15 protein-coding genes are annotated in these 13,645 nt (G+C 65.6%); 11 read left to right on the forward strand and 4 right to left on the reverse strand.

The window, feature by feature from the left end; genetic code table 11:
- Positions 1-115 precede the first annotated feature (115 nt).
- Both IPM60_14290 and IPM60_14295 read left to right on the forward strand, forming a co-directional pair.
- The gene (locus tag IPM60_14290; protein MBK8909013.1) at positions 116-460 is read left to right on the forward strand and encodes a hypothetical protein; all 345 of its coding nucleotides are present in this window, start codon (positions 116-118) and stop codon (positions 458-460) included.
- Positions 461-779: 319 nt separating this feature from the next.
- Positions 780-1,214: a DUF3365 domain-containing protein gene (locus IPM60_14295; protein MBK8909014.1), complete on the forward strand. Its 435-nt coding sequence runs from the start codon at positions 780-782 to the stop codon at positions 1,212-1,214.
- Between the two features lie 1,449 nt (positions 1,215-2,663).
- Here the strand turns inward: IPM60_14295 and IPM60_14300 are convergent.
- Genes IPM60_14300 through IPM60_14310 form a run of 3 tightly spaced genes read right to left on the reverse strand, consistent with a single transcriptional unit; the run spans position 2,664 to position 3,612 of the window.
- On the reverse strand, positions 2,664-2,990 hold the full coding sequence (locus IPM60_14300; protein ID MBK8909015.1) for a hypothetical protein: 327 nt from the start codon (positions 2,988-2,990) through the stop codon (positions 2,664-2,666).
- Between the two features lie 49 nt (positions 2,991-3,039).
- On the reverse strand, positions 3,040-3,444 hold the full coding sequence (locus IPM60_14305; GenBank protein MBK8909016.1) for a hypothetical protein: 405 nt from the start codon (positions 3,442-3,444) through the stop codon (positions 3,040-3,042).
- Between the two features lie 48 nt (positions 3,445-3,492).
- A complete protein-coding gene (locus IPM60_14310; protein MBK8909017.1) occupies positions 3,493-3,612 on the reverse strand; it encodes a hypothetical protein in 120 nt (39 codons plus the stop codon).
- A 594-nt stretch (positions 3,613-4,206) separates the two neighbouring features.
- Between IPM60_14310 and IPM60_14315 the strand changes: the two genes are divergently transcribed.
- The 3 genes from IPM60_14315 to IPM60_14325 all read left to right on the forward strand — a co-directional run bounded on the left by IPM60_14315 (position 4,207) and on the right by IPM60_14325 (position 8,299).
- Positions 4,207-4,692, forward strand: coding sequence for a hypothetical protein (locus IPM60_14315; protein MBK8909018.1), 486 nt, complete (start codon positions 4,207-4,209; stop codon positions 4,690-4,692).
- A 1,058-nt stretch (positions 4,693-5,750) separates the two neighbouring features.
- Complete coding sequence (locus IPM60_14320; protein MBK8909019.1) at positions 5,751-7,304, forward strand: IS21 family transposase; 1,554 nt, start codon at positions 5,751-5,753, stop codon at positions 7,302-7,304.
- Positions 7,298-8,299 (forward strand): ATP-binding protein, encoded by a 1,002-nt coding sequence (locus IPM60_14325; GenBank protein MBK8909020.1) that lies wholly within the window; start codon positions 7,298-7,300, stop codon positions 8,297-8,299. The genes IPM60_14320 and IPM60_14325 overlap by 7 nt, the downstream gene beginning before the upstream one ends.
- Here the strand turns inward: IPM60_14325 and IPM60_14330 are convergent.
- The gene (locus IPM60_14330; protein ID MBK8909021.1) at positions 8,260-9,165 is read right to left on the reverse strand and encodes a transposase; all 906 of its coding nucleotides are present in this window, start codon (positions 9,163-9,165) and stop codon (positions 8,260-8,262) included. The two genes, IPM60_14325 and IPM60_14330, sit on opposite strands and share 40 nt — an antisense overlap.
- A 549-nt stretch (positions 9,166-9,714) precedes the next feature.
- Between IPM60_14330 and IPM60_14335 the strand changes: the two genes are divergently transcribed.
- The 6 genes from IPM60_14335 (at position 9,715) to IPM60_14360 (ending at position 13,587) form a co-directional block, all read left to right on the forward strand.
- Positions 9,715-10,902, forward strand: coding sequence for a tyrosine-type recombinase/integrase (locus tag IPM60_14335; GenBank protein MBK8909022.1), 1,188 nt, complete (start codon positions 9,715-9,717; stop codon positions 10,900-10,902).
- A gap of 159 nt (positions 10,903-11,061) precedes the next feature.
- The gene (locus IPM60_14340) at positions 11,062-11,301 is read left to right on the forward strand and encodes a type II toxin-antitoxin system prevent-host-death family antitoxin (protein ID MBK8909023.1); all 240 of its coding nucleotides are present in this window, start codon (positions 11,062-11,064) and stop codon (positions 11,299-11,301) included.
- A gap of 14 nt (positions 11,302-11,315) precedes the next feature.
- Positions 11,316-11,756 (forward strand): type II toxin-antitoxin system VapC family toxin, encoded by a 441-nt coding sequence (locus tag IPM60_14345; protein MBK8909024.1) that lies wholly within the window; start codon positions 11,316-11,318, stop codon positions 11,754-11,756.
- 12 nt (positions 11,757-11,768) lie between these two features.
- On the forward strand, positions 11,769-12,053 hold the full coding sequence (locus IPM60_14350; GenBank protein MBK8909025.1) for a hypothetical protein: 285 nt from the start codon (positions 11,769-11,771) through the stop codon (positions 12,051-12,053).
- 188 nt (positions 12,054-12,241) lie between these two features.
- Entirely contained in the window at positions 12,242-12,703 is a 462-nt protein-coding gene (locus IPM60_14355; protein ID MBK8909026.1) for a hypothetical protein, read from the forward strand.
- Between the two features lie 155 nt (positions 12,704-12,858).
- Complete coding sequence (locus IPM60_14360; GenBank protein MBK8909027.1) at positions 12,859-13,587, forward strand: hypothetical protein; 729 nt, start codon at positions 12,859-12,861, stop codon at positions 13,585-13,587.
- The last annotated feature ends 58 nt before the right edge of the window (positions 13,588-13,645 follow it).

Genomic DNA, 13,645 nt, shown 5'->3' on the forward strand with positions numbered 1-13,645 from the left:
GTGACCGTAGTGTTTTTATTTATGGCACGTTTTGATTGTTGGCACATTGCCAACAGCGCAGCAATCACTTTCCGACGCCCATGTCGCTAACACGAGGTATGTCCGTAGGTAGCAGGTGATTTGTCACACTTTAGATCGGCAACCAACTCCCGCCGACGGAGTCCACCTCCAGGCTGTCATCCTGTCCGATGGCAACGTTGATGCGGACATCTTCACACTAGTCTTGAACGGAAATACGCCGAAGGTGACGGCGGAGCTGGTTCGACGGCATCCGCTGCTTGCCCTGCGCGTCAAGCCCAGCGGCGCAGCTGGGGATCTCAACAAAGAGGAACAAGCGGCGAGAACGGGACAGGTCGTTGCAGGCTTCACGAGGCTGGCTGTCTGGGCCACCATGCCGCAAGCATGGGCGATGGGCGTTGATGCGGGAGGTGTCGACTATCGCCGAGGCAACTCGAATTGACCGAACGGAGGGGAGCAGGATGTCACGATCGTTTTGCTGGCTGCTGTCGCGGCGCCTTGCGGCTCTGCCGCTGTCAGCGGTGGCCGCGCAACGTAGTGAAGCCGAACGCGTGTCGAAGGAGCCGAGCCGTCGTCGAAGAGTTCATGACGTCGCTCAAGCAACAGTTGCGGCACGCGATCAAGGAAGGGGGGCCACGCACGCCGTCGTGGTCTGCAACACTACCGCTCCGGAGATCGCGTCGAAGCAGTCGCAGCGCACGGGCTGGCGCGTAGGGGAGAACCAGTCCAAAGGTGCGCAACCCTGACAATGCGCCTGACGATTGGGAGCGCAAGACGCTGCTCGTGTTCGAGAAGAAAGAAAGGCAGCCGGTGAAGACATCCTTGAAAACTCGAGACTTACGGCTTTGCCGAGGAAGAGCAATCCTGTGTTCCGCTACATGAAGGCAATTCCGACCGCCGAGCTTTGCCTCGCCTGCCACGGGACGGAGATAGATCCTGCGGTATCGACGACGCTGAAGAAACACTATCCGCTCGATCAGGCGACCGGCTTCCAGGCAGGAGACATTCGTGGCGCGTTCTACCATCAGACAACCGAACTGACTGTCTGGCCTCAGAACGTCTTGGCTTCCTGTTGCTTTCTGACTTGGGCTTCCCAGCTGGCTCCACGTCCGGCACGGTCGGTCTGCAACGCAGTTCGCGAGGGGCGATGCGCGCTCCGGGTGTTCGCGGGGTGGTACGGGTTGTGGGGGCGGTGACCGACTGACCATACCACGCGGCGGATTGTCATCAGTTCGCGGAGGACGGTCGCCATCGCCCGCACGGCCTGCTTGCGGTCAGGCAACCCCTCGAAGGCGTTTCGGCGCAACCACGATTTCCAGGGCCGCTTGCCCACCGATAGTACGGCGAGGAATACCCATACGTGCCGGCTGCCAAACCGGGCTATTTCCCACATTCAACCTGCCGGAATACCCTTACGGAATTACCGGCCGGATGCCGGGAGACCCGTCTCGGAGGAATCCAAGGTCGACCGCTTATTCTTCCATCAGCAGAGCGACGTTCTTACATCAGCAGAACGCGACGGGCGTTGGCATGGACGCCGACAAGACGCCGCCGCTGGGCGATGGCAACCGATGGAGGATGGGACAGCATCTTGACATTGACCAGTCCTCGTTTTCTGGGACCGGCGCCGCTTTATCGGTGCATTTGCGCTGGTGCCGGCGGCGGCGGTGCTCGGTTTCCCCAGGGCGCAGCCGGCCGGGGCCGCAGACGCAGCCGCCCTGGAGCCGGACTCCGCATGCGGCGATGACGAGGTGACGCCACCGCAGACGGCCGGGCCGTTCTTCGCCGGGTCTCCCGTTCGCTCCGCTTGTAGAGGTTGGGGATTCAAGGCGAGCGGCTTGTTCTTACGGGCTTCGTGGTGTCGACGCAAGGCACGCCGATCCCGAACGCGCTTGTCGATCTTTGGCACCCGCCGATGCCCAGGGGCGCTTATGACAACCGCGGCTTCCGGCTGCGGGGCATCAGTACACCGACCCGCAAGGCCGCTATGCCTTTGAGACCATCGTGCCGGGGAACTACGGCCCGCGCGCTCGGCATTACCACGCCAAGGTGCAGGCCCCGGGCCGGCCGGTGCTGACGACACAGGTGTACTTCCCCGGCGAGTCGCGGAATACGAGCGACTTCCTCTTCCGCCCTGATTTGCTGATGGCGGTCTCCCGCCTCAAGACGGGCCGTCACGGACGCTGGATTTTGTTCCTCGACCTAGTGGGGCACTGTCAGCAGTGAAATATTTGGCTCTTGACAACGTTCATCGCACTTGCGAGGAGCTAAGCAATGGTTTGCAGCTGCGCCCCAAGATTGCCACGGTCTCCCGTCTCACAAATCGCATGCTTAGGCTCCCGGCAGGTCGCTGGGGCGGCAACATTGTTGTTTGCTGACGCAGATCCGGCACGCTGCCAGGCAAACCGGCCCCGAGGCAAGATCGTGCTCTACATCCGCCGGTGTGCCCTGGCGGCGCCATCGTCGCTCCAGGCTCACCGCCGAACAGCTGATCGCTCAGAACCCGGTTAGCGGCGAGAGCAGGAACGTGGTGCCGAGCTCCATCCGGAGCCTCGGCGTCATCGCCGAGCGCGGCTCGATCCGCCGCGGGCGCCATCCCCTGGTACCCGTTCGCCAGCCCGGCGGATCACGCGGGATCGCGATCATCAATTTGCCGAGATTGTTGCGCGGAACAGGCGCAGCAGGGTATCGGGGAAAGTCTGGACGCCGCCTTCGACGATCTGTCGTCGCGCACCGAAATGCGGCGGTCTGCGCGACGCGGCTAGGTCCTCGAGCATCGCCGGCCATTTGTGCGCGATAGTCGCAAATAGATGAAGCCCCGCATGGCGCGCGGCGCGGCACCAGCAAGAACGCGTTGCGCGGAAGCCATAAAGCTCGTCGGTGACGTTGTACTGCGAGATCGCGCCGCACAGCGAGGCGGGCGAACTGGCTTGATGAGCATGAGCGACGCGTCCAGGATCTCGCCACGACATTGTCGAAGAAACGTCGATCCCATCGGAACAGGCTTGCTTGAGACCGGCGTCAACCGGTTGGTGCTTGGTCGACTGCAGCGTCGACGCCGAGTACGTCGGTCAAATAGGCGCATTTCTCGGCGCCGCCGGCACGAAATGCCGACCACAGCATCCCTGATCTGGCAATCGTCCGGCATCGGAGCCAACCGAGCCGGCGGCGCCTGGTTACTACCACCGGTCTCGCCCACCTGGGGCCGGCCGACTCGGCCTCGATCAGGCCGCAATAGGCGGTGAGGCCGGCGATGCCGGGGTGTTGAGCCACGCCGGCGCCGGCGCGAGTGACATGTCCGGCTTTCATCAGTCCGGCGCCGTCGGACAGGGCATATTCCCTGCCCTTGATCCCGGCGACGAACTCGCCGGGCGCGAAGCCGTCATTATTCGATGCGATCACCTCGCCAACGGTGAGGGCGCGCATGACCTCGCCAATCCCCACCGGCGGCACGCTCACAGGACGGACGGTCGTTCATCCAGCCGCGCGCATCGCCGGGTCGACCGATAGGTAATGAATTTTGGTTAACACCTCGCCCGGCCCGGGACTGGGGATCAACGTCTCGGCACGTTCCCAATCGCTCTCCTTGGGCAAACCGAAAGGGACGCGCCGCGAGCTAGATCTGCATGATTGACTTCGGTCATTTGATCCTCCCGCCCAACCTCTATCCAAACTTTGATGAGCAAGGCTCAACGCTGTTTTGGCTGCGTTCGATCGCCACGCGCGCCCTCGCTTTAGATCGGGCGCGCGGCTGCCCGCCAACCATGGGCAGGCCGACGGCTTTCACCGTCTCGATCGGGCTAGCCCAAGGATACACCGCCTCAAGTCCCCGCTGGCGTCACCGCGCCCAGTTTCATCCGGACGGTATCGCTCGGCACGGCCGCGCCTGGCAACGGCGACGCCGACGCGGACCTGCGCCGTCGCGGTCTTGTCCGTCGCTCGCCGCGGCCCTCGCCCACAACGCCGCGGTCGCGGCCTTTCCCTCGGCACGGGAAGGCTGGGCCTGGCATGCCCTGTTCCTGCCGCCGCGTCGCCTGCGCTCGTCGCCGGAGCACCCGATCTATCCGTGCACCGCGCGCGGCGTCGGAGTGACGCGGCCGAACCCGGTCTGGTGCGCCGATATCACCTACTCCCGATGGCCTGCGGCTTTCTCCTGCGGTCCTGGGGGATGGGCTGGTTCAGCGGCGGGTGCTGGCGTGGCGGCTGTCCAACACCCTGGACGCCGGGTTCTGCGTCGAGGCGCTGGAGGAGGCTCTGATGCGCTTCGGCCCGCCGGCCGATGGGGTCCACTTCAGTCATCGCGCCAACGTGTCACCTTACCAACTGTCGATTTCGGGGCACTTCAGTGCCGCTTGTCACCGGGCAAACGTTGGTGCGGGCGAGGACGTGATGCCGAGCGCCAGGCTTTGGCTGACGGTGTGGTTCTGGGCCGCCTATCTGATGGCGACCCATTCCAACGGCATGTCGGCGCGGCAGTTGTGGCGGCGACTGGGGCTCGGCTCTACAAGGAGCGCCTCCTGCTGGACCAAGGACGATTCTTGCGCCGGTGGCCACGGGCGCAGCGGCGACGACAAGCTGCCGCTCGCCGGCGCCGGCTTCCGCAGGCGGACAGTGTGGAGGAAGGGTCAAGGTGGTCGTCGCGGCCCGGCTGTTGCTCGCCGGGCCGGAACGTAATCCGAGTGGACGCGGGGTCGCCAATGTCGCATCGTAAGAGCATGGCGACCGAATAGCCGGCTCCTGAGGTGTGGATCGCTGATGAGCGGCGCATCTCTGGAGACCCCGAAGGGGAAGGGTCGCGCATCAAGACATCCAGCGGACCGTAACCCCGGCGGCGCCAGAAGTAAGGCTGCGCTCTATCAGCGCCGGCGATGGGCCTCGTTACCGCCATGTCCGACGACGGCGCACGTATCTAACGCGGGTGCAGTGAACGCAACGGCGTCCGTACACGTCGTCATCGTGCTGGGTCTCCGGCCGAACGGGGCTGGCGCCATCGGCCCGGCGGACCCGTGTTGTCGCCGCAGGCAGAAAGCTGGCTCGCCGACCTCGACCGGGCGATGGCACCCAGCGACGACGGCTATCCTCCTAACGAGGCCGTAAGCGTCCGCTGTCGGTCGCCTTCTCCTGGCCCCGCTGAGGCTGCATGAAGCGTCGCCGCCCTTTGCGGCGGACGTGGAGCTGGGCGGGGAAGCGCCGGATGGTGGCGGAGATGGAGGCGCCGGGTGCTTCGGCGTCTGCGGTCCCCCGGCGATAGGACTTTAAACACCAACCTGCTGTCCAAGTGGCGGCGCGAGATCGTGGCGATGGGCGGCATGCCGGGATCGGATTTGGTGGCAATCGGCGTGGTCCGCCACGATCAGGATGGCGGCCTGCGCCGGCGCCTGATGCGACGACTGCGGTGGCCGATATCGAGGCTATGGAGCGGTCGGCCTGTTGCGGTTCGCCCGAAGGTGACGGCGGGCGTGGCGGGAAGATAAAGATCGCGCTGACTGACGGGACGATCGTGCGAGTTGATGCCTCGGTGGACGGGCACGCTCTGGGGCGGGTGTTGACTGTTGAGCGACAACCATCTTGTCGGGCGCCGTCAAAGTTGGCGCTGTCTCCAGCCGGAGGCCGGGCGTAGCCCGGCTGTAGGCTGGAGACAGCGGCGCGTTGCTTCCTGGGGTGAAGGCGTAGGTGCTGGTCGCTGCGGGCCGGTACGACGGAGATCTCTGTGCCAAACGGAGGTCGCCGCCATGCCGGGCAAACCCGTCACCGACCAGCAAGTGAGAGCCTACATGCAGGACCGACATCGTCACAGCCGGCGCGTCGCCGCCCGGGCCGGGTTCAGCGAGCGCACCGCGCGCCGGATCGAGGCCGATCCCCGCCTGCCGTCCCAGCGCCAGCCGCGGCGCGGGCGCACCGTTGCCGATCCGCTCGAGGCGGTGTGGGCGGCGGTACTGCTGCCGATCCTCCAGCGCGATCCGGCCGTGCAGGCGGTGACGCTGCTGCGTCATCTGCAACTGACCGATCCCGACGGCTTCCCCGACGACCGCGTCCGCCGGACGCTGGAACGGCGGGTGCGCGACTGGCGCGCGCGAGCGCGCCAGGACGTGATCTTCCGCCAGACGCCCGAGCCGGGCCGCATGGCGCTGTCGGACTTCACCGCTGCCGCCGAACTCGGCATCACCATCGCCGGCGCGCCGTTCCCGCACCGCCTCTACCACTTCGTCCTGGCCTACAGCGGCTGGGAGCACGCCGCCGTCGTCCTCGGCGGCGAGAGCTTCACCGCCCTGGCCGAGAACCTCCAGAACGCCCTCTGGACCCTCGGCGGCGTGCCCTGCGAGCACCGCACCGACAGCCTGTCGGCGGCCTACCGCAACCTCGACGCCGAGGCGGCGAAGGACGTCACGCGGCGCTACGACGGCCTCTGCACCCACTACGGCCTGCTCGCCAGCCGCTGCAATCCGGGCGAGCCGCACGAGAACGGATCGGTGGAGGCCCACAACCGCCACCTCAAGGCCGCGCTCGACCAGGCGCTGATCCTGCGCGGCGGGCGCGACTTCGACGACATCGCCGGCTGGCGGCGCTTCGTCGACCAGGTGGTCGGCCGCCGCAACCGGCGCAGGGACGACGCCGTCCGGGTCGAGGCCGCCGCCCTGCAGCCGCTGCCCGCCCGCCGCACCACCGACTTCACCGAGACCGTCGTGCGCGTCACCCGCACCGGCGGCTTCCTGGTGCACAGCGTCTTCTACAGCGCGCCCTCGCACCTGATCGGCCAGCGCCTGCGCGTGCACATCCATGACGACCGGATCGAGGCGTTCCTCGGCGCCACCCCGGTCGTCAGCCATCCCCGCCGGCGCGGCCGGGCCGACGGCGCCCGGGTGCATCAGGTCGACTACCGCCACGTCATCGGCGCCCTCTGCCGCAAGCCCCAGGCGCTGGCCGGCTCGGTCTATCGCGACAGCCTGTTCCCGCGCACCGAATACGCGCCGCGCGGGAGCGCCCTGGCGGCGGCGCTGCCCCAGCGCGACGCCTGCCGGCGCATGGTCGACCTGCTGTGGCTCGCCCATGGCGAAGCCTGCGAGGCCGAACTCGCCCGGCTGATCGCCGAAGACCTCGCCGCCGGACGCCTGCCCGAGGCCGCAACCCTCCAGCCCCGCCTCCGGCCGCGGCAACGGTCGCTGCCGGCCGACGTGCCGGTGGCGCTCACCCCCCTCGCCAGCTTCGACGCCCTGCTGGACACCCCCGCCCTGCCACAGGCCGGCACCCTGCCGGACGCCATCCTGGCGGAGGCCCACCCATGGTGACGCCCGCCACCCCGCGCCCGGCCACCCCGCACGTCGACGTCCACGCGCTGCCCACCCTGCTGACCGCGCTGCGCCTGCCCAGCATCCATCGCCACTGGCCCGCCCTGGCCGAGGCGCCGACAAGGAGGGGCTGGCCCGCGGCCCGCTTCCTGGCGGCCCTCGCCGAACTGGAACTCGCCCAGCGCGAGACCCGGCGCATCCACCGACATCTCGCCGAGGCCCAGCTGCCCGCCGGCAAGACCCTGGCCACCTTCGACTTCAAGGCGGCGCCAGGCCTCCCGCGCGCCCGCGTCGAGGCCCTCGCCGCCGGCGACTGGATCGAGACCGGCGCCAACCTGATCGCCATCGGCAACAGCGGCGCCGGCAAGACCCACCTGCTCTGCGCCGTCGGCCACGCCCTCGTCGAGGCAGGCCGCCGCGTCCTCTACACCCGCACCACCGATCTCGTGCAGAAGCTGCAGGCCGCCCGCCGTGACCTCGCCCTCGAAGCTGCGCTGGCAAGGCTCGACCGCTTCGATCTGATCATCCTCGACGACATCAGCTACGCCCGGAAGGACCAGGCCGAGACCTCCGTCCTCTTTGAACTCATCGCCCGCCGCTACGAAACCCGCAGCCTCGCCATCGCCGCCAACCAGCCCTTCAGCGCCTGGGACCGCGTCTTCCCAGACCACGCCGTCACCGTCGCCGCCATCGACAGGCTGGTCCATCACGCCACCATCCTCGAGATGAACTCCGACAGCTATCGACGCCGCGCCGCCGCCGACCGGAATCCACCGCCGAGATCAATAGCAGCGCGACACCCACCGACAACCTCGCCGACAACCACCATCATCCCGTTGGCAACAACCCCGCCAAGGAGGACGTCATCGCCTGAACGAACCTTCCCAGCAGCAAGGACCGGCCAACCTGGCTGTCGCGCACCGCACATTAAGGTTGACGCTCTACAGATCTCCCCTCAAACAGCTGCCGGCGGGACGCGCCCAGGTGCCGCGTGATGCGCCCGTTCAGGTCGTCCAGCAGCTCGGCGATGGCCCGGTCTCAGCTCGGCGAGGCCAAAAAGCGGCGATTGCGCAACCGCGCCAGAACCCACCGCTCGACCACCGGACGCCGACCTCCACCTTGGCTTTATCGCGGGGCTTGCGCGGCCGGGCGGAACAACGGCGGTGTCGTGGTGCGCCGCCATGTCGGCATAGGTGCGGTTGATCTCGGGATCGTACAGACAGGCCTTGGCGACGCCCGAGCGGAGATTGTCCGGCACCACCTGGGCCGGCACGCCGCCGAAGAACGCGAAGGCGCGGGTGTGCGAGCCGATCCAGTCGGCCAAGCCCTGTGTCCAGGTGGCCTCGGCGTAGGTGTAGGCTCGACGCCCCAGCGTGGCGACGAACACCTGTGCCGCGCGAACCTCGCCGGTGAGACCGTCGACGACTCCACCGTGGTGCCGGCATAGTCGACGAACATCTTGTCGCCGGCGACATGGGCCTGGCGCATGGTCGGCGACAGCTTGCCCTTCCAGGCGCGGTAGAGGTCGCAGAACCGCTGTATCCATAGCCGTCCGGATGGATAGCCCGGTATTCCTCCACAGCAGCGACAGGGTCACCCCGCGCTTGCGCAGCTCGCGATGCAGCGCCGGCCAGTCAGGGAGCGACCGGTGGTCCTCGGCGACGATCGGCGGCGGCGGGAACACCAACCGCTCCAGATCCTCGTCCGAAAGACCCTCGGGCAGCGGCCACGTCAGGCCGGCGCGGCGGGCGCGGCGCAGATACGCCCCCGCCGCAGTGGCACCGATGGTCAGGCTGGCGGCAATCCGCCGCTTCGACAGGCCAGCGGCATGCAGCCGCAGAACGTCGCGGATCTTGCGCATGGGCAATCTCTCTCCGGGCATCCCCGCTCCTTTCGAAAAAGGCGCGAGTTTAGCCCTCGGTCGATCACCCGGCGGTGGCCCTCAAACCCGCCACGCCCTGGTCGCGATCCCTCGGAATCCCCGGTCGCTATCAATCGGAAACAGTGGTCGCAATCATTCGGAAACAGTGGTCGCGATCGCTTGGAACGCGCAGTCAACCACCAGCGACACCAAGTTACGAGCAGCGAATCTGAGTTTCCTGATCCGTGTGATTGTCGCCAAAATCAAAAATCCCATAACCATTTGAGGTACGGGCTTGATTGGTTGCGGGGGCAGGATTTGAACCTGCGACCTTCAGGTTATGAGTTATAGGAAAATAATCACTCAGAAGTTCTCGCGATTACGCAGAAATTCGCTAAATGGCTGATATTGTTGACTTTCAAGATCCGGCGTAGCATTCTGCCTTTCGATCAGATACGACGGAATTCCTTCCCTCTTGCTGACATAGTGCTGACTGAAGGAGCCGCCGGGGTCTGATCGGGTAGCAGATTGTTGATCGGACCGGAACACATGAGCAAGCTCACCAAACGCAGTATCGAGGCGCTGGCACCGCAGGCCAAGGACTATATCGTCTGGGACAGGGACGTCCCCGGTTTCGGCGTTCGGGTGATGCCGTCTGGCCGCAAGAGCTTCGTCCTGCAATATCGTGTCGGCCGAAGGTCGCGGCGGATGGCGTTGGGTTACTCCAGTGTGCTGACGCCGGAGAAGGCACGGATTGCGGCTATCGATCATCTCGCGGCCATACGTGATGGCATCGATCCGCTGGCCAAACGCGAGGCCGGGCGCGACGCGGTGACGGTGAAGGACCTCGCCGGCCGGTTCGATGCCGAACACATCGCGGTGCACCTGAAGGTCTCTACACAGAAGGAATACCGACGCAGCCTCGAGAAGTTCATCCTCCCCTTCTTCGGCAGTCGGCCGATCGCCGAGGTGAGCCGCGAGGACGTCGCCCGTTTCCACCACAAGTACCGTCACGTGCCTTACCAGGCCAACCGCTGCTTGGAGATCGTCTCCAAGATGTTCAATCTCGCCGAGCTGTGGGGCTTGCGGCCGAACGGCTCCAACCCGCGCAAGCACATCAAGAAGTACCGCGAAGAGAAGCGCGAGCGGTACCTGACCGCCGCCGAGCTGCGGCGCGTCGGCGAGGTGTTGCGGGAGATGGAGTCGGAAGGTCTGGAACTGCCGTCGGCGATCGCCGCGGTGATCCTGTTGATTCTCACAGGCTGCCGGCTCAACGAGATCATGACGCTGAAGTGGGAATACGTCGATTTGGGCGCCGGTGTCCTCAAATTGCCGGACTCGAAAACTGGCGCCAAGGTCGTCTATCTCGGAAAGCCAGCCATTGACACGCTGCGCAGGCTCCCTCGCCTCGAAAAGAACCCTTGGGTCATCTACGGCGTCAAGCCTGGCGGCCGGCTCACCGACCTGCAGCCGTTCTGGCAGCGAGTCCGCGCCCGCGCCGGTCTGAAGGACGCCCGCATCCACGACCTCCGCCACACCTTCGCTTCGGCCGCTGTTGCCGCCGGCCAGGGACTGCCGATGATCGGGAAGCTACTCGGCCACACCCAAGTGCAGACCACCGCCCGCTATGCTCACCTGGCGGCCGATCCCGTCAAGGCGGCAGCCGATCAGGTGTCGGCGGTGATCGCGGCGTCGATCGCTGGTGAAGATCAGAGCCAGCCGGTCGTCAACGAGTAACAGCGCGTGTTTTGCGGCCCCCTCATGGAGGGAGTAGCCCATGAGCGGCAACGCTCCGATCGATGAGCTGTTATCCGACTGCTTCCCCCAACGAACCCATAGCCAAAGCGGCTGCCTCGCGCTATCATGTGACTAGTTTCATGACCATATGAGGATGCCATGGTCACGGTCAGTCTGGCGCAGGCGAAGGCGCACTTGAGCGAACTGCTCGACAAGGTGGAGGCCGGCGAGGAGGTTGTAGTCACCCGTCGCGGTCGTGCGGTCGCCCATATCTCGCCGGCAACCCGTCCCAAGAAGCAGCTGCGGCTCCAGGAACTGGCGGAATTTCGCGCTACGATGCCCAGGCTGCGGCGGCCCTCGGCCGAACTTCTGCGCGAGGCGCGGAATGAGGGACTGTGAGGCAAGATCGGAGGATGCACTATTTCGACACTAGCTTTCTCGTTCCCCTCATCCTGCCCGAGGCGACCAGCGAGCCCATTGCTCGATTTTTCCAGGATCTGCGGGCAGAAAGCATGGCCGTGAGCCACTGGACGCGGGTCGAGTTTTCCTCGTTGCTCGCCCGTGAAGTCCGCATGGGTGGTTTGAGTGCGGAGGCCGCACGTGAGGCGGACGCGCAATTCGAGTCGATGGTTGAGGAATCCTTAACTGTCATCCTGCCGAACAGTAAAGACTTTGATCTCGCCAAGGCGTATCTCGGCCGCTATGAAACTGGCTTGAGAGCCGGTGACGCCCTGCATTTGGCGGTCGCCAGGTATCACGGAGCCGAGGCGATTTTCAGTTTGGACAAGGCTCTGTTGCGGGCAGGGCAGATACTAGACGTTCAGGTCAGTGCCGGGATCGGGTTGCCGGGATGATGGGTTCGTTCTGTGTCCACTCTGGACAATATGGTCCTAAATCTCGGCAAGCCGGCGGTCGATGTTCTGCGCACCTCGCCGCGGCTCCCAGACAGCCCGTGGGTGATCTGGAGCAGAAAGCCGAGGGCACACCTCTACGGCCTGCAGGACCTCTGGGAACGGGTGCGCGCCCGCGCCGGCATCTATGCCGTTCGGATCCATGACCTTAGCCGCACCTTCGCCGCGGCCGCCAGCCAGGGCCTGCCGATGATCGGGAAATTGCTCGGGCACACACAGGTTCAGACCATGGCCCGATAAGCTCACCTCGCCGCTGATCCCATTAAGGCAGCGGCTGAAAGGGTGTCCCACAGTATGGCGACCCTTATGGATGGGTCGTTGGCCAACGTCGTACCGCTGAGATCACAGACAAGGTGACCGGACCACTATCAGTGCATGATCCATCTGCCCGACGGGGCCGAACGGATTCGCAAACCTGGAACATCCTCGTGAGCGCGGCGACCCGGGCCCTGGCAGGCGAAGGTCTCAATCCGGATTGGGTACTCGGCCGCGACCGGTCGAATATCTGGGAAATCCGGGAAAACGGGAACCGCAGGCGCGTCTCGATCCGCACGACGAAGGACAGTTGGTTCGTCTTCCCGCCGCTGAAGAAGGGTACGGCGTGGAAGACGCTCGACGACGTGGACATCGTCATCGTCGCCGCGGTGGATGACCGCGACGATCCCCGGAACGTCGCGGTCTATAGGTTCAATGCGGCGGAAGTCCGCGCGTGGTTCGATGCATCCTACGCCGCCAGAATCGAGGCGGGGCAGACGGTGCGAGACGACTTCGGGGTGTGGGTGAACCGACGAGGACGACTGAGACCTGCCGGCCAGCGTCGGGACCGGTCTCGCCGCTGCGTATCCTCCGATCGCGACCTTCCCTCTCGACAAGCTGATCGCCGGGCGTGATGGTGCAGGAGTCGCGGCTCCGGCGACCGGCGATACCACCGCGCGGGAGCCGCACACGATCGCCAAAGTCATGGACTGGGCGCGCAAGTGCATCGCGACGCTGTCCTGCGTGCGCGCGGAAGCGGTCAAGCTGGATTGCCGGATCGAGACGTAGGATGGAAAAGCTCGAGGAATTCGTCGACGAACGGCAGAAGTCATGGTGCATCCAGTGCGGCGCATGGATCGGGGAAGTCGAGACGAACGAGGATCACGTGCCGTCGCGGGCTCTCCTGCTCAGGCCCCATCCGCCGAACCTGCCCGTCGTGCGGGTCTGCGCGACCTGCAACAACGGCTTTTCAGCAGACGAGGAATACCTGTTTCTCTTCCTTCGCTGCGTGCTGGCCGGGACGACGGACCCGGACGGGCATGAAGATGCCAGGGTCGCGCGCGCCCTGAAGCACCATGACAAGCTGCGGGCCAGGATCGAACGCTCGAAGATCGAGTACCGGACGATCGGTGGCGAGACGCGCGCCATCTGGCAACCCGAGTCCGAGAGGGTCAACCGGGTGGTCGTGAAGAGCGCCCGGGGACTCGCGTTCTACGAATACGGCGAACCGAAATTGACTGAACCGGAACGCGTGTGGACGGCTCCACTCGACGCCATGTCCGAGGCGGAACGCGAGTCGTTCGAAAATGCCGAGGACGAGGGCATGCTGGCCGGCTGGCCGGAAGTCGGCAGCAGGATGATGACGCGCGTAATGACAGGCGAAGACCTGTGCGACGGTTGGATCGTCGTGCAAGACGGCGTCTATCGCTATCGCGTGAATCAGTGCGGCACTATACGGGTCCGATCGGTGCTATTCGAATACTTGGCGACCGAAGTCTGCTGGGACGATTGTACGTGACTCCGGGCTTCGGCCAAAATACACAGAAATACACATATGTGTTGAAATCTGCGCAATC

It is taken from the genome of Rhodospirillales bacterium (genome assembly GCA_016710335.1).
In the GTDB taxonomy this organism is placed as follows: domain Bacteria; phylum Pseudomonadota; class Alphaproteobacteria; order Rhodospirillales; family Defluviicoccaceae; genus JADJXQ01.

Coding starts and splice junctions, on each gene's coding strand:
- IPM60_14300 (MBK8909015.1), bottom strand. CDS start 2,990: ATGTCGTGGCGAGATCCTGGACGCGTCGCTCATGCTCATCAAGCCAGT.
- IPM60_14305 (MBK8909016.1), bottom strand. CDS start 3,444: ATGCGCGCCCTCACCGTTGGCGAGGTGATCGCATCGAATAATGACGGC.
- IPM60_14320 (MBK8909019.1), top strand. CDS start 5,751: ATGCCGGGCAAACCCGTCACCGACCAGCAAGTGAGAGCCTACATGCAG.
- IPM60_14325 (MBK8909020.1), top strand. CDS start 7,298: ATGGTGACGCCCGCCACCCCGCGCCCGGCCACCCCGCACGTCGACGTC.
- IPM60_14330 (MBK8909021.1), bottom strand. CDS start 9,165: ATGCGCAAGATCCGCGACGTTCTGCGGCTGCATGCCGCTGGCCTGTCG.
- IPM60_14335 (MBK8909022.1), top strand. CDS start 9,715: ATGAGCAAGCTCACCAAACGCAGTATCGAGGCGCTGGCACCGCAGGCC.
- IPM60_14340 (MBK8909023.1), top strand. CDS start 11,062: ATGGTCACGGTCAGTCTGGCGCAGGCGAAGGCGCACTTGAGCGAACTG.
- IPM60_14345 (MBK8909024.1), top strand. CDS start 11,316: ATGCACTATTTCGACACTAGCTTTCTCGTTCCCCTCATCCTGCCCGAG.
- IPM60_14360 (MBK8909027.1), top strand. CDS start 12,859: ATGGAAAAGCTCGAGGAATTCGTCGACGAACGGCAGAAGTCATGGTGC.